The sequence below is a fragment of the Pontibacillus yanchengensis genome, from assembly GCF_009856295.1.
GTDB lineage: Bacteria > Bacillota > Bacilli > Bacillales > BH030062 > Pontibacillus > Pontibacillus yanchengensis_A.
The window spans coordinates 154,136-173,484 of sequence record NZ_WMEU01000002.1 but is presented as its reverse complement, the minus strand read 5'-3'; the positions used below and the strand labels follow the sequence as shown (position 1 = coordinate 173,484).

Annotated in this window: 17 protein-coding genes and 1 pseudogene; 3 read left to right on the top strand and 15 right to left on the bottom strand. The window is 37.2% G+C overall.

The genetic code is table 11. The annotated features are described in order from the left end of the window. Positions 1 to 20 precede the first annotated feature (20 nt). The 6 genes from GLW08_RS07990 to GLW08_RS07965 form a co-directional block, all read right to left on the bottom strand. Complete coding sequence (locus tag GLW08_RS07990) at positions 21 to 677, bottom strand: response regulator transcription factor (RefSeq protein ID WP_160848075.1); 657 nt, start codon at positions 675 to 677, stop codon at positions 21 to 23. Then, on the bottom strand, positions 674 to 3,031 hold the full coding sequence (locus GLW08_RS07985; protein ID WP_160848074.1) for a sensor histidine kinase: 2,358 nt from the start codon (positions 3,029 to 3,031) through the stop codon (positions 674 to 676). Before GLW08_RS07985 ends, GLW08_RS07990 begins: the two co-directional genes overlap by 4 nt. A 347-nt stretch (positions 3,032 to 3,378) precedes the next feature. Then, entirely contained in the window at positions 3,379 to 3,825 is a 447-nt protein-coding gene (locus GLW08_RS07980) for an acyl-CoA thioesterase (protein ID WP_202406307.1), read from the bottom strand. 190 nt (positions 3,826 to 4,015) lie between these two features. Continuing rightward, a complete protein-coding gene (gene sdhB / locus GLW08_RS07975; protein WP_036816682.1) occupies positions 4,016 to 4,783 on the bottom strand; it encodes a succinate dehydrogenase iron-sulfur subunit in 768 nt (255 codons plus the stop codon). A gap of 2 nt (positions 4,784 to 4,785) precedes the next feature. Next, positions 4,786 to 6,546: a succinate dehydrogenase flavoprotein subunit gene (gene sdhA / locus GLW08_RS07970; protein ID WP_160848073.1), complete on the bottom strand. Its 1,761-nt coding sequence runs from the start codon at positions 6,544 to 6,546 to the stop codon at positions 4,786 to 4,788. Between the two features lie 60 nt (positions 6,547 to 6,606). Then, positions 6,607 to 7,221: a succinate dehydrogenase cytochrome b558 subunit gene (locus GLW08_RS07965; protein ID WP_160848072.1), complete on the bottom strand. Its 615-nt coding sequence runs from the start codon at positions 7,219 to 7,221 to the stop codon at positions 6,607 to 6,609. Between the two features lie 392 nt (positions 7,222 to 7,613). On the opposite strand from GLW08_RS07965, the gene GLW08_RS07960 reads away from it, so the two are divergent. Beyond that, entirely contained in the window at positions 7,614 to 8,042 is a 429-nt protein-coding gene (locus GLW08_RS07960; RefSeq protein ID WP_160848071.1) for a DUF2507 domain-containing protein, read from the top strand. Between the two features lie 68 nt (positions 8,043 to 8,110). On the opposite strand, the gene uvrC is transcribed toward GLW08_RS07960, so the two are convergent. From uvrC to GLW08_RS07925, 7 genes are all read right to left on the bottom strand, one after another. After that, positions 8,111 to 9,913: an excinuclease ABC subunit UvrC gene (gene uvrC / locus GLW08_RS07955; RefSeq protein WP_160848495.1), complete on the bottom strand. Its 1,803-nt coding sequence runs from the start codon at positions 9,911 to 9,913 to the stop codon at positions 8,111 to 8,113. A 216-nt stretch (positions 9,914 to 10,129) separates the two neighbouring features. Then, on the bottom strand, positions 10,130 to 10,444 hold the full coding sequence (gene trxA / locus GLW08_RS07950) for a thioredoxin (protein ID WP_160848070.1): 315 nt from the start codon (positions 10,442 to 10,444) through the stop codon (positions 10,130 to 10,132). Positions 10,445 to 10,789: 345 nt separating this feature from the next. Next, positions 10,790 to 11,770 (bottom strand): electron transfer flavoprotein subunit alpha/FixB family protein, encoded by a 981-nt coding sequence (locus GLW08_RS07945; RefSeq protein ID WP_160848069.1) that lies wholly within the window; start codon positions 11,768 to 11,770, stop codon positions 10,790 to 10,792. A 42-nt stretch (positions 11,771 to 11,812) separates the two neighbouring features. Beyond that, complete coding sequence (locus GLW08_RS07940) at positions 11,813 to 12,586, bottom strand: electron transfer flavoprotein subunit beta/FixA family protein (RefSeq protein ID WP_160848068.1); 774 nt, start codon at positions 12,584 to 12,586, stop codon at positions 11,813 to 11,815. A gap of 17 nt (positions 12,587 to 12,603) precedes the next feature. Continuing rightward, complete coding sequence (locus tag GLW08_RS07935) at positions 12,604 to 13,377, bottom strand: enoyl-CoA hydratase (RefSeq protein ID WP_160848067.1); 774 nt, start codon at positions 13,375 to 13,377, stop codon at positions 12,604 to 12,606. 14 nt (positions 13,378 to 13,391) lie between these two features. Then, a complete protein-coding gene (locus GLW08_RS07930) occupies positions 13,392 to 13,982 on the bottom strand; it encodes a TetR/AcrR family transcriptional regulator (protein ID WP_160848066.1) in 591 nt (196 codons plus the stop codon). Positions 13,983 to 14,129: 147 nt separating this feature from the next. Continuing rightward, positions 14,130 to 15,836: a long-chain-fatty-acid--CoA ligase gene (locus GLW08_RS07925; protein WP_160848065.1), complete on the bottom strand. Its 1,707-nt coding sequence runs from the start codon at positions 15,834 to 15,836 to the stop codon at positions 14,130 to 14,132. Between the two features lie 249 nt (positions 15,837 to 16,085). On the opposite strand from GLW08_RS07925, the gene GLW08_RS07920 reads away from it, so the two are divergent. Next, positions 16,086 to 16,292 (top strand): hypothetical protein, encoded by a 207-nt coding sequence (locus tag GLW08_RS07920; RefSeq protein ID WP_160848064.1) that lies wholly within the window; start codon positions 16,086 to 16,088, stop codon positions 16,290 to 16,292. A 41-nt stretch (positions 16,293 to 16,333) separates the two neighbouring features. Here the strand turns inward: GLW08_RS07920 and GLW08_RS22235 are convergent. Further along, positions 16,334 to 16,965, bottom strand: a pseudogene (locus tag GLW08_RS22235) (DUF421 domain-containing protein). Positions 16,966 to 17,213: 248 nt separating this feature from the next. Here GLW08_RS22235 and GLW08_RS07910 point away from each other — a divergent pair. Next, the gene (locus GLW08_RS07910; RefSeq protein ID WP_160848063.1) at positions 17,214 to 18,770 is read left to right on the top strand and encodes an ABC-F family ATP-binding cassette domain-containing protein; all 1,557 of its coding nucleotides are present in this window, start codon (positions 17,214 to 17,216) and stop codon (positions 18,768 to 18,770) included. 164 nt (positions 18,771 to 18,934) lie between these two features. Here the strand turns inward: GLW08_RS07910 and GLW08_RS07905 are convergent, their stop codons facing one another. Beyond that, complete coding sequence (locus tag GLW08_RS07905; protein WP_160848062.1) at positions 18,935 to 19,339, bottom strand: DUF350 domain-containing protein; 405 nt, start codon at positions 19,337 to 19,339, stop codon at positions 18,935 to 18,937. Between the last annotated feature and the right edge of the window lie 10 nt (positions 19,340 to 19,349).

The window sequence follows — 19,349 nt, the reverse complement described above, 5'->3', positions numbered from 1 at the left end:
CAAATAAAGGTATCCAAATTTTATATTTCTGAAATCAATCCAAGCTCCTTGGCTTTCATTAAAGCTTCCGTTCTTGAACGGACTTCCAGTTTGTTAAAAATACCGGTTAATGTATATTCTACACTTCGCTGAGACATATGAAGGTTTTGAGCTATATGCTTATTGGTGTACCCTTTTGATACCTCATTTAAAATATTATGCTCCTTCTCGTTAAGAGAAATTGCAAGAACTTTCTCATCTCCTTCTGAATTGGTATCATTCACTTTTGCTTCCGCACGACGCAATTGTTTAAACAAGTGTAATGGAACCACCACTTCTTCTCTTAAAGCACAGTGTATCGCTGTGACGAGCTGTTCCTTTGAGGCAGTTTTACTAACAAAACCAGAGATATTGGATTCGACCAGTAGATTAAAATGTGTACTTAAGTCAAAACCTGTATAAATCAAAACCTTCATATCTGGATATGCTGTTTTGATTTGCTTGGACAATTCAATACCATTTAATCCTGGCATATATAAATCTAATAACAATACATCATATGTTTTTTCGTTTAATTGGTTTTCAGTTTGTAAACTATCAGATATGACGTCTACTTCCATATCATCTTCTTGTTCTAGCAAAGTCTTGGTCCCTGTACCAACAGCAGGGTGATCATCTACTATTAAGATTCGAATCATATAGATCCCCTTCCATCATTCATAGTCGCTTTATAGAAAATGATTGTTAACCTAAAACCCTCATTAGGCTTGGTTTCTACCTGGAATTGACCATTAAGACCATTTACTCTCTGTTCAATTCCAGAAAGTCCCATATGGGAGAATGTTTCAACTTTATTATCCATATCCATCCCGACTCCATTATCCATATATTGGAGTTCTACATTTTCTTCGTTATTCTTCAAAATTAACAGGACTTTATCTGCTTTAGAATGTTTCATTGCATTTGTTAATAGCTCTTGAACGATACGGTAGATACCTAAAATATATTCATTGTCTAGTTCTGCTTGAAACTTACTACTATCAAATTGGACCGTAAAGTTAGATCTGAGTTGATACTGATTGATTAAATTACCTAACGATGCCACAAGACCTAACTCTTCTAAAAAAGGTGGCCTAAGTTCGTTACAAGTCTCTCGAATCAAATGGATGTTATCTAACATTTGCTCCTTAAATAAGATTAACTTATCCAACACCTCAGGAAGCAATTGATCATGATACCGATTAATAAAGTCATCCATTTGTCTATATATATACAGTTGTTCCTGTAAAACAGAGTCGTGTAAGTCAACTGCTATTTGCTTCCTTTGATTATCTGATAAGGAAAACAATAGCCTCGAAAGCCATGAAGGATATTTCTGCTGGTCGTCATTCTTCATATGTTGAAGCTCTTGAAACAAATCCTCAATTAGTAAAAGATTCTCTAACGCAATATGAGTGTTATAGGCCATGGTTTGTAAATAAGCCTTTTCATCAATGTTCAATACTGTTTTATTTGGTTTCTCTGAACAATATAAATAGGTTATCTTGCTAATGGTATGTCCTATAATTAATACATACCCCTCATGCACTTTCAGATTTACTAGTGTGCCCGCTTCAGCATTTGTTTCCCTTACCCTTTGCTCACATTCTGCCATTAAATCTCCATCAATAGGATAATACACACAATAATAATTAGAAATTGTATTTTTAGAATATATAAATATATTCTCGACCCCAATCACATCTATTAACTCACGTTTCAATCGTTTAAATAAATCAATAGCATTTGTTTCCTTCTTCATTTCCTGAACAAATCGTTGCAAACTTTGGTGGTAGTTGTTTTTTTCAGCGAATAGATTTCTTTGGATTCGAAAATCAAATATTTCTTTTATATACAAGAACACAATAAGTACATTTATAATGCTAAAGAATAGCTGAAATACATGCTTAATATGCCAGTCATAATCTACAACAATCATAATTATTAATAACAACAATACTGTAGGAATAATGGATACGTATGCATAATAACGCACTCTTCCTATAACAAAATCAATATCAAATAGGCGTTGTGCACTAATAAGATAAATGAATGTTAGAGGAAGCGTTAATAAGAATAGCAGGGCTATTTCAGCTGATAAAAGCGTGACTCCAAATAAATATTGAGGTATAAGTGAGAAAAACGTAAATGGGACAAACGATGAAACTAGTCCAAAAATCAAGTACTGTAAGATTGGAGCGTATTCTGACTCTTTATAGATAAAAAACCCTTTAAAAATCACGCTAAATGCCAAGAGTGCAAATAAAACAAACGTAACAGAGATAAAGCTAGCATACCAATTAGGATAAACGTGGATAAAAAAGAATATGGCTTCAATCACAGTTATGACGATAACCATCACTATCATAAACTGATAAATACGACTAGAAAACCACGTTTTATTTAACTCTTTAAAATAATGATCAATGAATTGCAATAATAGTGCCGGGGTAGAAAGGAACATAAATGTATTTATTAAGGAAGAGATATATTCCCCTCTAGCGGTCCCGCTTCCTGCTAGATAAGCAAGACCTAAAGCAAGAAAGAATAAGATTAGTTTTTGTCCTGCCTGACTATGTTTTTTATGTATAAGAATGAATACAGAGAGAAGTAACATTATCACCATAAATACAGATGGAAATATAATATAGAAGAGCCACTGATCTAAACTAACCTCTTCCTCAATTTGAGTGAAGGTTGTTGATTCGTTAAGATGCATCGTAATAGTGGATGCCTTTTCAACCGTTTCAAACAATTGGACAGTCGAATATTCTCCGGGATTCACCCCATCTATTAATTCCACCACGGTTCCCTCTTTAATATTATTTTTATCTGCCCAACTATGAGGAGCTATATCTGAAACAACCCATTGGTTATTAGGATTCTCATCTACAGTAACACCGATATAAGGATACTTTAATATAACAGTAATAAGATAAATAGAAAGAAGCAAGAATATAATGGGAATGAAATATATCTTATTCTTTTGAATGAATGTGTTTGTTTTCTTCATAATAAAATTACCTCTTTCCTTACATAATTAAAAGAAGAACAAAAGCTCAGGGCGCCCAGTTAGCGACGTACAAACTGATGCCCACAGGACGTGGGTTGGTTCGATGTTGCTGCCTGGCAACGATTTTAATCGAACTTCCTCTATCTCGTATGAGATACAGGAAACACGAAGAGCGCAAGCATTCGATGTTGACTTATCGTAAGGAGGTGCAGGAATTTTGGTCGCTGGGCGCTTGCTGGACGTGGCCTCTATAACTTATTTAGTTATGCACAAGCCGACATTTTATAATTTCTTAGACAACGAAAAAAGCCAGGAAATTTGTCCTGACCTTATCATATCCTAATCGATTATTTTGTAACAAGTAGCCCCTTTATTTCCTGGGGAATTTCGACAGGTTTCCCTGTATCTTGGTTGATTTGAACAATTCTTCCTCTACCAGTTAAACATGGTTGTTGACTTCGATTAAGAGCCATATAGTGAAGATCATATGAAGTTGTACCTATATGGTTTACCTTCACGTACAATGTAAGTTGATCATCAAAGTAAATTTGTTGATGAAAATCACATTGTAAATCTGCTACAACCGGAATACTCTCCATTTCTGAGCTTGCAATGTCAAAGATTCCAATAGATTTCATAAATTCAATTCTAGCTTCCTCAAAATATATAAACGGAGCAGTATTGTTCATATGACCAAACATATCCGTTTCTGAAAATCGTACTTTAATCGGAACATGAAACATAAAGTCCTTCTCCCATTCCTCTGGTTTTTCAATATAAGAGATCTTTTTCATTATTTTCCTCCTTAGCTTCAAACGTTTTTCTATATGTATTGCCTTGCTGATATAGAACTTTCGTCCATGTGTATATTACAACATAGAAAAATCCTGACACATCTGGTGACATGTCAGGATCCTTTAAACTTCCTTTACTTACTATCCTGGAGTTAAAAAATATCCAGCGTATCCGATTTTGACTATACTCTTATTCTACTTCGTGGTCACTTCCAAAGAAGCTTTTGAAGGAATGTAATGCAGTCTCACGGTTCATAGAAGCGATGGATGTTGTTAAAGGAATACCTTTAGGGCAAGACTGAACACAGTTCTGAGAGTTACCACATTCAGCTAAGCCGCCTTCTCCCATTAATGCTTCTAAACGTTCATTTTTATTCATTGCACCTGTTGGGTGGGAGTTAAATAAACGAACCTGAGAGATAGCTGCAGGACCTATGAAATCGGATTTACTATTCACATTCGGACATGCTTCTAAACAAACACCGCACGTCATACACTTTGATAGCTCATATGCCCATTGACGCTTATTTTCAGCCATTTTAGGCCCTGGTCCAAGGTCGTATGTACCATCAATTGGCACCCATGCTTTCACCTTTTTCAAGGAATCAAACATACGACTACGATCGACACCAAGGTCACGCATAACTGGGAAAGTAGACATAGGCGCTAGACGAATAGGTTGCTCAAGCTGATCTACTAATGCCGTACATGACTGACGAGGTTTTCCGTTGATAATCATAGAGCATGCGCCACAAACTTCCTCCAAGCAACCCATATCCCAATATACAGGGGTGGTTGCTTCTCCATTTGCATTAACAGGGTTACGACGAACTTCCATAAGGGCTGAAATCACGTTCATGTTGTTACGGTATGGAATTTTAAACGTTTCATCATACGGTGCTGATTCCGGATCGTCTTGTCGCGTCACAATAAGTGTAACTTGTTTGTCTTCACTCATTATTAGTTACCCCCTTTGCTCTTAGAATAGTCTCGTTTCCGTGGCTCAATAAAGGAAGTATCTACATCCTCGTAACTGAATTCCGGAGCATTCTTTTCAGCATTGAAAGATGCTTTTGTTGTTTTTAACCATTCTTCATCATTACGATCAGGGTGATCTGGTTTAAAGTGAGCTCCACGGCTTTCGTTACGGTTATAAGCACCAATAGTGATAACCCTAGCCAGGTGCAACATGTTTTCTAACTGACGAATAAACATTGCGCCTTGGTTACTCCAACGAGTGGTGTCATTTACGTTTATATCATTAAAACGCTCTTGTAATTCTTGAATTTTCTTATCTGTTTCAAGCAATTTATCATTTTTACGGACTACTGTTACGTTATCGGTCATCCACTCACCAAGTTCTTTGTGGATTTGATAAGCGTTCTCTGAACCGTTCATATTCATAATAGCATCGAACTTCTCTTGCTCTTCTTTTAGTTTATCATCAAACAGCTTCGAAGACATGTCTTCTGCTACTTTATCTAAACCTTGAATGTACTTCACTGCATTTGGACCTGAAACCATACCACCATAAATTGATGATAGAAGAGAGTTAGCACCTAAACGGTTACCACCATGTTGAGTGAAGTCGCATTCTCCAGCTGCAAACACTCCTGGAATGGTCGTCATTTGATCGTAATCGACATACAATCCACCCATAGAATAGTGGACAGCAGGGAATATCTTCATTGGAACTTTACGCGGGTCATCCCCTACAAATTTTTCATAAATTTCAATGATGCCGCCTAGTTTAACATCAAGCTCTTTGGAATCCTTGTGAGAAAGATCAAGATAAACCATGTTTTCTCCATTAATTCCAAGTTTCTGATTTACACAAACATCAAATATCTCACGTGTTGCGATATCACGAGGTACTAGGTTACCGTACGCAGGATATTTCTCTTCTAAGAAATACCAAGGCTCGCCATCTTTATACGTCCACACTCGTCCACCTTCACCACGTGCTGATTCACTCATAAGACGAAGTTTATCGTCTCCAGGGATTGCGGTTGGGTGAATTTGAATAAACTCACCGTTTGCATAAACAGCACCTTGTTGGTATAGAGCTGATGCTGCAGAACCTGTGTTTATAACAGAGTTTGTTGATTTACCAAAGATGATACCAGGTCCACCTGTAGCTATAATGGTTGCATCAGCTCTGAAGGAACGGATTTCATGTGTTGTCATATTCTGAGCCATAACTCCACGGCTAACACCGGATTCATCAACTACAGAGGATAAAAATTCCCATCCTTCATATTTTGTTACAAGACCTGCGACTTCATGACGGCGAACTTGCTCATCAAGTGCATACAGTAATTGTTGACCTGTTGTTGCTCCTGCATATGCAGTACGGTGATGTTGAGTACCACCAAAGCGACGGAAATCAAGCAGACCTTCTGGTGTCCGGTTAAACATAACTCCCATACGGTCTAACATGTGAATAATGCTTGGTGCTGCCTCACACATTGCTTTTACTGGTGGTTGATTTGCTAAGAAGTCACCACCATATACTGTATCATCAAAGTGTTCCCAAGGAGAGTCACCCTCCCCTTTGGTATTAACCGCTCCATTGATTCCACCTTGCGCACATACAGAGTGAGAACGTTTAACAGGTACAAGAGATAATAAATCTACATGTACACCTGCTTCAGCGGCTTTGATTGTAGCCATAAGACCAGCTAGGCCTCCGCCTACTACGACGATGTTTTCATTACTCATTGTTACTACTCACTCCCTTTTATACTCTAAAACAAACGTTTCATTTATTGTTTTCATTTATTACAATGCAAATGCTAATATTGCAGCTACTCCTACATAACTAAGCAATACAAATATACCTAACGTTACATACGTTGATATAACCTGAGAACGCGGAGACATTGTGATTCCCCATGAAACTAAAAATGACCATAGGCCGTTAGCAAAGTGGAACGTTGTTGAAATCACACCTATTATGTAAAAAACTAACATAAATGGATTTTCCAAAATATTCTCCATTAATGCGTAGTTCACTTCAACATTTCCCAATCCTGCTTGTATGCGTGTTTCCCATACGTGCCATGTCACGAAGATCAGTGTAATAATTCCTGAAATGCGTTGCAGATAGAACATCCAGTTACGGAAATATCCGTAAGACGATACGTTATTCTTGGAGGTAAAAGCTATGTACACTCCGTAAATAGCGTGAAAATACAATGGGATGAAAATAACAAATAGTTCTAACACAATCCTAAATGGAAGATTCTCCATAAAATGTGCTGCACTGTTGAATGCTTCTGGTCCACGTGTTGCAAAATGGTTAACAACTAAGTGTTGGATTAAAAAGATTCCAACTGGAATTACCCCTAATAATGAATGTAATCTACGATACAAAAACTCTCGATTCGCTGCCATTTGTGACGTTTACCCCCCTCAATAAATAAGTAAATCCTATTTTTGGTATGCACACTTTTCAGACAATAAAGCGCTTTACAAACGTTTAAAAAAATAGAGGTATGCTTTCATCCCCCCCACATTGCCTGTAAAAAAGTACAATTTGTGACACGTTTATTGTACTTCTATAGTCTGTAAGCGTCAAGAAAACTTGTTACTAAAATGGTATCTAGAATGGAAACAGTTAACAGGACCATTTGATGTAATACTATATATCTTAACATTTGACGACCTAAACGTCTAAAAACTCGAATGCATTTCTTATCTTATCTCATCATGCTATCTTTATCCATTGCGCATACCCCTATCTGCCTGTAATAATTAAGTAGAAGAAGATAGAGAGGATGAACAAAATGAATGATCAAATCGCAAATCTATTCCACCAATATAAAGACATCCCTTCTTCCTTGATTGGGCATGAAGTATTGCGTACACAACTTCTTCCTGATTTATTGGGAAAAGAAACAGATACCATTCTCTATATAATGGGCAAAAACTTGGCACGTTATTACCCATGTCATACTATAGATGAAATTGAAACATTCTTTACCACAATGGGATGGGGGCACATAACCTTAGAAAAGGAGAAAAAGAACGAGTATCACTTCTCCCTAAAAGGAGAGTGGACCTCCAAGCGCTTATCATATGACCCACCCTACTCTTATAAACTTGAAGCTGGCTTCCTAGCAGAACAACTCTCTCTTTTAAAAGATAAGCAAGCTGAATGTGCCTACGAAGCTGATAAACAAAATCAATCCGTTAACTTTGAAGTTGTTACGTAACACCAAAAAACACGCGATAGGCTTTATTAACACCCTTGTCACTCCTTAAAAGAGACAGGGTGTTACATTTAAAGTTCTTCTTCGTGGGGTTCTTCATGATCTTGGTTTAAATAATCAAGAATACCTTGAGCTACGTTGGTAGGGACTCCTAGTTTTGTAAAGTCAGCAATCTCCGCATTCTTAATACCTTCAATAGACTTAAAATGTTTTAGTAAAAGACGACGGCGTTTTTCACCTACTCCAGGTATCTCGTCCAATTCAGATTGTATAGCACCTTTACCTCGTAATTGTCGATGAAAGGAAATAGCAAAGCGGTGAACTTCATCTTGAATACGTTGAATAAGATAAAATTCTTGAGATTGACGGTCCATATCAACCATAGTAGGCGGGTCACCATATAATAATTCACTAGTTCGGTGCTTATCATCTTTCGCTAATCCACATAATGGGATATCCAAGCCTAGCTCATTTTCTAACACTTCTTGAGCAGCAGTCATTTGTCCCTTACCGCCATCTACTAAAATTAAATCTGGAAGTGGCAACCCTTCTTTTACTACTCGTTTATATCGACGACGAATAACTTCCCTCATGGTGTCGTAATCATCCGGTCCTTGAACGTCTCTGATTTTATACTTACGGTACTCCTTCTTATCGGGTTTACCGTCTGTAAAAACCACCATCGCTGATACTGGATCTGCACCTTGGATGTTAGAGTTATCAAAAGCTTCAATACGATGGGGTGTTTCAATATGGAGTTTCTCTCCCAAATCTTCCACTGCTTTAATCGTACGTTCTTCATTTTGCTCAATTAAAGAAAATTTCTCATCAAGGGCAATTTGAGCATTCTTTTGCGCTAATTCTACTAGCTCTTTTTTTCTCCCCCTCATCGGAATATGAACATCCACCTCTAACAACTCTTTTAACATTTCCTTATCTGCACCTACAGGTACAAGAACTTGTTTGGGTTTCGGGTGATTTTTATGAAGATAAAACCTTCCGATAAAACTTAAGAACGTTTCTTCCGCATCATCGAAAAAAGGAAATATGGATACGTCTCGTTCGATCAGTTTTCCTTGACGAACAAAGAAGACTTGAACGCACATCCATCCTTTATTATATGAATAACCAAAAACATCTCGATTAACTTGATCATTTAGTGTCATTTTCTGCTGTTCCATGACTGAATCAATATGCTGCATTTGGTCTCTAAGCTCTTTGGCTCGTTCAAAATCCATACCCTCTGATGCCTGGTACATTTTTGTTTTTAATTCCTCTTTGATTTCCTTGTGTCCACCATTCAAGAATTTTGTGATTTCATTAACAATATTTTGGTTTTGTTCTTGAGTAACGGTAAATTCACAAGGTCCTAGGCATTGATTCATATGATAATACAAACACACTCGATCTGGCATAGTATTACATTTTCTCAATGGATATAATCGATCTAGCAATCTCTTTGTTTCTCTAGCTGCGATGACGTTTGGGTATGGTCCAAAATACTTCCCTTTATCTTTTTTGATATTTCTCGTAACAATTAATTTCGGATGTTTCTCAGACGTAATTTTAAGATAAGGATACGTTTTGTCATCTTTTAGAAGCACATTATATTTTGGATCATATTTTTTTATTAAATTCATTTCTAATATTAACGCTTCTAGCTCAGAAGTAGTGACGATGTATTCAAAATCCATTATCTCTTGAACTAATCGCTGTGTCTTAGCATCATTCGCACCTGTAAAATAGGAGCGAACACGATTTTTTAATACTTTTGACTTGCCGACATAGATCACGGTGCCATGCTTGTCCTTGTAAAGGTAACACCCTGGTTGATCTGGTAGAACGGCGAGTTTTTCTTTGATGTTATCATGCACTCTCATCACTCTCCCTCGTTTGACACCATGCTATTAGTATAGCATGAATCTGCACTACCTTTTGAAAGGTGATGTTCTTATTTTACCGTTTAATATGTTGCTACACTACTAACCAATCGGCTCTTGATCATAGACCTAAACCACTCTAGAACAGACGCAACATATAAAAAACAGCCTGGAGCCCAGGCTGTTTTTGAAGATCAAGTGTTTTTTCAATTAAGAATGTTTGTTAATAAGTTCTACTAGGGATTCTTTAGGTTGGAAACCAATTACTTGATCCACTACTTTACCATCTTTGAAAAGCAGTAGCGTTGGGATACTCATAACGCCAAATTTACCTGCTGTTTCTTGGTTTTCATCTACATCTAATTTTACAATCTTAACCTGATCGCTCATTTCTGTATCTAGTTCTTCAAGAACAGGGGCGATCATTTTACAAGGACCACACCATGGTGCCCAAAAGTCTGCTATTACTAGACCTTCTCCTGTTTCTTGCGTGAAGTTTTGATCACTTGCATGTACGATAGACATATGTGAATTCCTCCTAAATTATTTCTGTTTATTAGAATTTCTTAACAAAGTATATCACTTTCATACATCACACGCTAATAATCTGTTTGATATTACCTTACCCATAAAGAATGATAACATTCTTCATTTCTTATAACAAAAGCGCAAGCGTTCGATGTTGACTTATGGTAAGAAGGAGACAGGAAGTTTGCTAGTCGCTGGGCGCTGGAGCTGGACTTATGAGCAACAAACTAAATGCCTTCTTCGCTTATATAAAAGGCATCAACTCTGATTAATTATAAGCACTGACGTAAAAAGTAAAAAGTACTGTAATAAAAGTATATTACAGCACTTTTTTGTTGTTGCTTAAGAATTTACTTTGATTTCTTTAATTTGCTCTGTCAACTTAGGCACTACGTCAAAGAGGTCTCCAACAATTCCATAGTCAGCAACATTAAAAATATTGGCTTCTGGATCTTTGTTTATCGCAACTATCACTTTGGAGTTTGACATGCCCGCTAAGTGCTGAATCGCTCCTGAGATACCACATGCTATATACAAATCAGGTGTTACTACTTTACCTGTTTGACCAATTTGAAGGGAGTAATCGCAGTATTCAGCGTCACACGCTCCACGGGAAGCTCCTAACGCAGCACCTAACACATCTGCTAGTTCTTCTAGCGGTTTAAAACCTTCTGCACTTTTCACACCGCGACCACCAGCTACGATGATATTCGCCTCAGACAGATCCACTCCATCTGATGTCTTACGTATGATATCTTGAATAACCGTTCGTAAGTCAGCAATATCCACTTCTTTAGCAGAAACACTTCCACTTCTACTGTCATCACGATCTAGTGCTTTAATATTATTCGGACGAATCGTTGCAAACATTAATCCATCGGTTATGATTTTTTTCTCAAATGCTTTACCAGAATAGATTGGACGCGTAAACACAATATTATCTCCGGTTTCTTCAATTTCCACCGCGTCAGAGATAAGACCTGTTTCAAGTTTACTTGCAAGTTTAGGAGTTATATCTTTCCCGATTGCTGTATGGCCCATAATAATACCCTCTGGTTTTTCTTCTTCGATTACAGCCATTACAGCTTGCCCAAATCCGTCTGATGTATAGGTGTTTAATTTTTCATTTTGAATGGTTACGACTCGATCCGCTCCATGGTAAATCATTTCTTGACCCATTTCTTCTAGATTTTCCGCTCCACAAAGTACTCCGACAATTTCTCCACCATCACTCACTTTTGCAGCGGCAGCAATTGCCTCAAATGTAACATTACGTAGAGCTCCATCACGAGCTTCTCCAATTACAAGCATTTTTCGACTCATAAAGATTCCCCTTTCTTAATAGCTGTTTATTATGGAAGATGTTTATAGTACTTTTGCTTCGTCACGTAGAAGCGTTACAAGTTCTTTTACTTGGTCGTCTGTTTCTCCTTCAAGTACTTTACCTGCCTCTTTTTCAGGTGGTAAATAGATTTCAATTGTTTTTGTTTTCATTTCTACATCATCTTCATCTAAGTCAAGATCATCAAGTTCGAGCTCTTCAAGAGGTTTTTTCTTAGCTTTCATAATACCTGGTAAAGATGGATAACGAGGTTCATTTAAGCCTTGCTGACACGTAACTAGTAGTGGTAATGAGCTATCAATTTTCTCTACATCACCTTCTACATCTCGCTCAATATGGACTGTTTCCCCATCAATCTCAATGTTTGTGATTGTCGTAACATACGGAATATCCATACGTTCCGCTAAGCGAGGGCCAACCTGCCCACTTGCTTCATCAATCGCAACGTTACCAGCTAAGATTAGGTCAACATCTTTATCAGCAAAAAATGCTTCCAATATTTTAACAGTAGTGTATTGATCGCCATCTTCTACATCATCTTCCGTATTAATCAATACGGATTTGTCTGCTCCCATAGCTAGGGCTGTTCGGAGTTGCTTTTCTGCATCCTCTCCGCCGATTGTAACAACCGTAACTTCACCGCCATGCGCATCGCGTAGTTGAATAGCTTCTTCTATTGCGTATTCATCATAAGGATTAATGATAAATTCTGCACCTTCTTCTTCAATACGACTGTCTTCAATCACAATCTTCTCTTCTGTATCAAATGTACGTTTCATTAGAACATAAATATTCATAACCTTACCCCCTAGTTCTATTGGTCTTTAAATTGTGGCTTGCGTTTTTCAATAAACGCTTGAACGCCTTCTTTGGCATCCTCATTCCCAAATACTTTTCCAAATTCTTCAGCTTCATTTGATAAACCGCTTTCAAAATTAGATGTAAATGTGTATGGTAATAAGCGCATAACTGCATGAATGGATGGTCCACTTTTGGATGCAATTTTCCCAGCAAGGGTCATGACTGTGTTTTCCAGTTCCTCATCAGCAACAGCATGGTTGGCTAATCCTAGAGAAGCAGCTTCAATTCCACCGATTGGTTCTCCGGAAAGAATCATTTCATAAGCTTTTGCTTGCCCTACATATCGAGGTAGACGTTGAGTCCCAGCAAATCCGGGGATAATCCCTAATGATAATTCAGGTAGGCCAAGCTTGGCGCTCTCCGTAACGATACGCATATGGCAAGACATGGCTAACTCTAATCCACCACCTAGTGCAGCACCATGTATTGCAGCAATCACAGGTACATGGTAGTTTTCAATGCGATTAAACAAATTTTGACCTTGCTTTGCTAGATTGCTATATTCACTCTCTGCTTGCAATGATGTGAATTCTTTGATGTCTGCACCAGCAGAGAAAAACTTCCCCTCTCCCCTAAGCACAACTGCTTTGATGGTGCTATCCTGCTCAATTTGATCTAGCGCCTGTGATAAGTCATTCAAGATGTAGGAAGCTAGGGCATTGGCAGGAGGGCTCTGAATTGTAAGAACAGCCACCTGTTCTTTTGTTTCAAATTGAAGATGGTCCACTAAATGTTCCTCCTTTATTCCCTTGTTTGTGATAATCCATTTATAAGAAGTTGATGGACACCATTAGCCTGTTGCATCAGATCATACTTTTGCTCGTTCATTACCCAATTAGTAACAGTTTCATCCAGGGTTCCAAATACCATCTGTCGAACGAGACGCATATCTAAGGATGGATCAAAATGTTGCTCCTCCATTCCTTCTTGCACTATATGATCGATGACTTCTAGATAACGCTTTAATACATCATTAATTTTTAGCCGAAGCTCTTTATTAGACTGACGCAACTCTAACTGAGTAACAATAGCCAACTGATGATTTTCGGCAAGTTGACTGTAATGCATTTCAACCATTGATAGTAGCTTCTCTTTTGCATTCGACTTTGTTTGTATTTCTTCCTCTATTTTTTCGATAAATTGTCCCATTTTTTCTTGAAATAAGGATACCAATATATCTTCTTTGTTCTTAAAGTATAAATAGATTGTTCCATCTGCAACGCCAGCTTTTTTGGCTATTTTAGAGACTTGTGAAGAATGATATCCATTTTCCGCAATAACTTCTACAGCTGCGTCTATAATCTGTTTGTATTTTGGTTTATTTTTTTTCATAATCGATCCCCTTACTCTGTCTAACCTCATGTCTCTAAAAAAATGAATGAATCATCATTCATCTATATTTTACAAAACTGAATGGTACCTGTCAATCATGAGTATTAGACTTGTCCTACTTTTCCAAAAGAAAAAAGAGCCATAGGCTCAGACCGTTTTTTGATTGTCCATAGATTGCTTCTTTTTCTCTTCATCTACCAGAGCTCTTCTTAAAATCTTTCCGACTGCTGTTTTCGGTAATTCGTCTCTAAATTCATATATACGTGGCACTTTATAGGCCGCCATATGTTTTCTACAAAATTGATCTAATTCCTCTTCCGTCAATGAGAAATGTTGCTTTAGCACCACATAAGCTTTGACAGTTTCTCCTCGATAAGGATCTGGAATACCTGCCACAACTACTTCCTGAATAGCTTCGTGTTCATATAAAACTTCCTCTACTTCACGTGGATAAATATTATATCCACCAGCTATAATCATATCTTTTTTACGATCCACTACAAAGAAATATCCATCCTCATTCATATATCCTAAATCGCCTGTTAGCAGCCAACCTTCACGTAAAACATTTTCAGTCTCTTCTGGTCGGTTCCAGTACCCTTTCATAATTTGAGGACCTTTTACGGCAATTTCTCCAATCTCACCTACTTCTACTTCCTCGGTTGTATCTGGTTTGAAAATTTTAGCATCAGTATCTGGCCAAGGTACCCCAATGCTCCCCCCAACCCGATTGGACCATACAAAGTTAGAGTGTGTCACAGGTGATGATTCCGTTAATCCATATCCCTCAACTAGTTTACCATTTGTCACTTTTTCGAATTGTTCCTGTACTTCTGCTGGTAGTGGAGCAGATCCGCTAATGCAAGCTTCAATAGAAGAGAGATCATATTTAGCTAAGGATGGATGGTTTAAAAGAGCGATATAAATCGTTGGTGCTCCCGGGAATAAAGTAGGCTTTTGTTTATGGATTGTTTTTAATACATCTTCTACTTCAAATTTCGGTAATAAGACCATTTTAGATGCAAACATGATAGAAAGATTCATTACTGCTGTCATGCCATAAACATGAAAGAACGGGAGGATACCTAAAACAATTTCTTCACCTTTTTTTGCTTTATACAACCAGGCTTTACACATCTGTGTGTTCGAAACTAAATTAGAATGGGTAAGCATAACACCTTTAGGATAACCAGTTGTTCCACCTGTATATTGAAGTAATGCCAAGTCCACTTTAGGATCAATATCTACTTCTGCTACCTGACCAGAAGCTTCCTCTAATGCACGACTCCATACATGAGTATCTTCACTATGTTCCACATTCACAACAAGCTTATATTGTCTCTTTTGTATGAATGGGTAAATAATGTTTTTCGGAAATGGTAGATATTCCTTAATACTTGCTACAACAACATGCTGTAAATCCGTACGACCTTTTACATTAGAAACCTTTGGGTATAGAATATCTAAACATACAATCATTTTTGCACCAGAATCTTTAAGTTGATACTCCAGTTCCCTTTCCATATATAAAGGATTTGTTTGAACAACTATCCCACCAGCCATCAGTACTCCATAATAGCTTATAACTGACTGTGGTGTATTTGGGAGCATAATAGCTACTCGATCACCTTTTTCTAACCCTAATTTTTGAAGATAACTTGCAAAAGACTTAACTTGCTCATATAGCTCATGGAATGTCATTTCTCTCCCCAGAAAGTGAAGCGCTTTCTTTTCAGGGTATTCTTTAGCACTTTCCTCTAAAAATGATTGCAAAGGCTTTTCATCGTACGTAAGAGTTGTAGGAATTTCTTTAGGATAATGATTACTCCATGGTTTTTCTATCGAATTCTCCATTACAAAACCCCCTTCTTTTTACTTAGTCTTATCTTTATTATAACGATAAGTTCATACATTTTGAATCACTATTTTAAATTTTTAAAAGATTACAAATACAACTTTAGTTGGAATTATTTCGAATAACCAGTCCATATGTCCTCCGCTCTAGGTAGGATAGTGATAAGTAAGTCTTTTGGCAAAAACACATCGATTATAGAATAGGTTTACTATAAACTCCTTAACTTAATGTAGAAGGAGGATGATTTCATGCCAAATCAAAAACAAAACACTCATTCCCAAACGTCTCCACATCCAGATGGAGAGAAAGAAGGAGTGATTAATGATTCAACTGGAAAAAAGATGGGGGTTACATCCCAATCAAATGTCGATTGGAACCGTAAAGATCATCCGATTGAATTGCAACCTGATGAGAAAATGAAGGATTTCAAAAAGACTATGGAAAACCTTTTGTAGACAAAGAAAAAGATTAATTCTAAAAGCGCCTCTTCTGCTGATCAGAAAAGGCGTCCTTTTACGTTGTCCTTGTATTCATCTATAAAGATAGAACCATCTTTCTGGATTTCTGCATAAAAAACTGCCTCAGATGTTTCTATTCCTTTTATTTTCAACTGACTATACAGCCAATCCTTACTTAGTCCCAGATCTCGGAGATTCTTACCTAAAATATTCCCATCCATAATAATAGATGTCGGGAACTGAGGCTGAGTATAAGTAGCATTTACGTCTTGTTTAGTTGCAGATGATTTCATTTCTTTTTTTAAAACTGAAATCTTTCCATTTGTCTCCATGATCGCATAATCCACATCCTGTATCGAAAAAACATCTTTGTTTCTTAACAGTAGCACTACCTCATCTAAATCAATCGTAGTCTTTTCATTGCATCATCCATTATTTTTCCTTGTTTAATCAATACAACTGGTTGCCCATCAACAATGCCCCTTACATTTTTGGAATGCATATTTATAAATCCAGCTACAACCGTGAGTACACTCCATCCAATTAAAGCAGTGTATCCGGTAACCATCTCTAAATTTTCATCAATAGTAAGACTTCCCCCAATTGTACCTATACTAATTCCAGTAACGTAATTAAAAAAAGTTAATTGACTAATTTGTTTTCTCCCCATTATCTTCGTTAAGATAAGTAACACTACAAACGTAATCAATACTCTTAAAAGTACTTCTAACACATTCTTACAACCCCCTCCCTCCCTTTTAGTAGGATTTACCAAAAAGCAAAAAACATTTTGTTAGTTTATGGAAGTGAATGTATAGGCTTTCATTAAGAAAAGTATTCCTCCCCCTATCGGTTCTTGGTTTAGACCTTTATAATGAATAAGGATGACTAAGAATATGAGGTAAGGTGTATATATATATGAGTTTATTAACAGTAAGTAATTTGAGTCATGGTTTTGGAGACCGTGCCATTTTTGACGATGTTTCGTTCCGCTTGCTCCAAGGTGAACACATAGGACTCATTGGTGCAAATGGGGAAGGTAAATCAACCTTTATGAATATTATCACAGGAAAACTTCAACCTGATGAAGGCAAAGTGGAATGGTCTAAACGCGTCCGTGTTGGATACTTAGACCAACATGCTGATCTTAAACCTGGCATGACAATGCGTGATGTATTAAAAACGGCTTTCCAATACCTTTTCGATATGGAAACGGAAATGAATGAGCTTTTTGCAAAAATGGGGGAAGTCGAACCAGAGGAGTTAGAGACATTATTAGAGGAAACCGGAAAACTTCAAGATGCTCTAACAAACAATGACTTTTACATTATCGATGCTAAAGTAGAGGAAGTTGCAAGAGGACTTGGCTTAGATGATATAGGACTTGAACGCGATGTCCATGATTTAAGTGGTGGACAACGTACGAAAGTATTGCTGGCCAAGCTTCTTCTTGAAAAACCAGATATTCTCCTACTTGATGAGCCAACAAACTATTTAGACGTTGAACACATTGAGTGGCTAAAGCGTTATTTACAAGAATATGATCATGCATTTATTCTCATATCGCATGATATTCCTTTCCTAAATAGCGTGGTGAATTTAATATATCATATGGAGAATCAAACGATTACACGCTACCCTGGTGACTATGATGAATTCCTTCGCGTTTACGAAATGAAACAACAACAGCTTGAAGCTGCATATAAAAAGCAACAAAAAGAAATCGCTCAATTAAAAGACTTTGTCGCTCGTAATAAAGCAAATGCTGCTACAAGTAAAATGGCGATGTCTAGACAGAAGAAGCTCGACAAAATGGATAAAATCGAATTATCTGGTGAGAAACCCAAGCCTAAATTCGACTTTAAACAAGCACGCACCCCTGGGAAGTATTTGTTTGAAACAAAAGATCTTGTGATAGGCTATAACGAGCCATTATCTAGACCTCTAAATCTTGAAATGGAAAGAGGTCAAAAGATTGCTCTCTCCGGGGCTAATGGAATTGGTAAAACAACATTGCTTCGTTCGATTCTTGGAGAAATCCAACCTGTTTCAGGTACTGTGCAACTTGGAGATTATCTGGAAATAGGTTACTTCGAACAAGAATTGAAATTTGAAAACAACGAAACGTGCTTAGAAGAAGTTTGGAATGAGTTCAGACATTTCAACCAAGCTGAAGTGCGTTCTGCATTAGCACGTTGTGGGTTAACCCCAAAGCATATTGAAAGTAAGGTACAAGTGCTAAGTGGTGGAGAAAAAGCAAAAGTTCGCTTATGTAAGCTAATGAATAAAGAAACCAACCTTCTCGTTTTAGACGAACCTACAAACCACTTAGACGTGGACGCTAAGGCAGAGCTTAAACGAGCCCTTCAAGCATACAAAGGAAGCATTTTACTCATTTCCCACGAACCTGAATTTTACCAGGATATTGTGACGGATGTTTGGAACTGTGAAGATTGGACAACGAAGGTATTTTAAAATTAGAATCTACTAACGAATAAAGGCCAACTCTAACAAAAGAGTTGGCCTTTATGTATAACTAAATTAAGCGAAAAACATCATATAAATGATTCCAGCTACTATAAAAACAACGGAAACAACACCTAAAACTTTTGCAAGGGTCTCCACACTTTTTCTCTCCCTTACCCAATATTCGCTCCAATAACAAAGGATAGTCCAATAGAAATAACCATAGAAATAAAACCTACTGCTCTATTATCATCTGCTATTTCTGTATCAATTCGAAAGCTTGGAGTTAAAAATTCAAAAATAAAATATCCCATTAACAATAAAACGAAGCCACATAGTCCCCATAACATCATTTCAACAAGCGTGTCATTATGCTGGATGGAAAACCGAAAAATGTTGGAAATCCCAAAAATCTTTCCCCCTGTTGCCATAGCAACCGAAAGATTACCTTTTTTAATTTCTTCCCAATTATTATATTTCGTTACAATTTCAAACACTGCCAAAAACACTACCGAACATAACACCACGACACTAAAGCTTGCTGCTGTCTCTACGAAGGGGTTCTCCCAAAAGTTCATTCAACCTCTC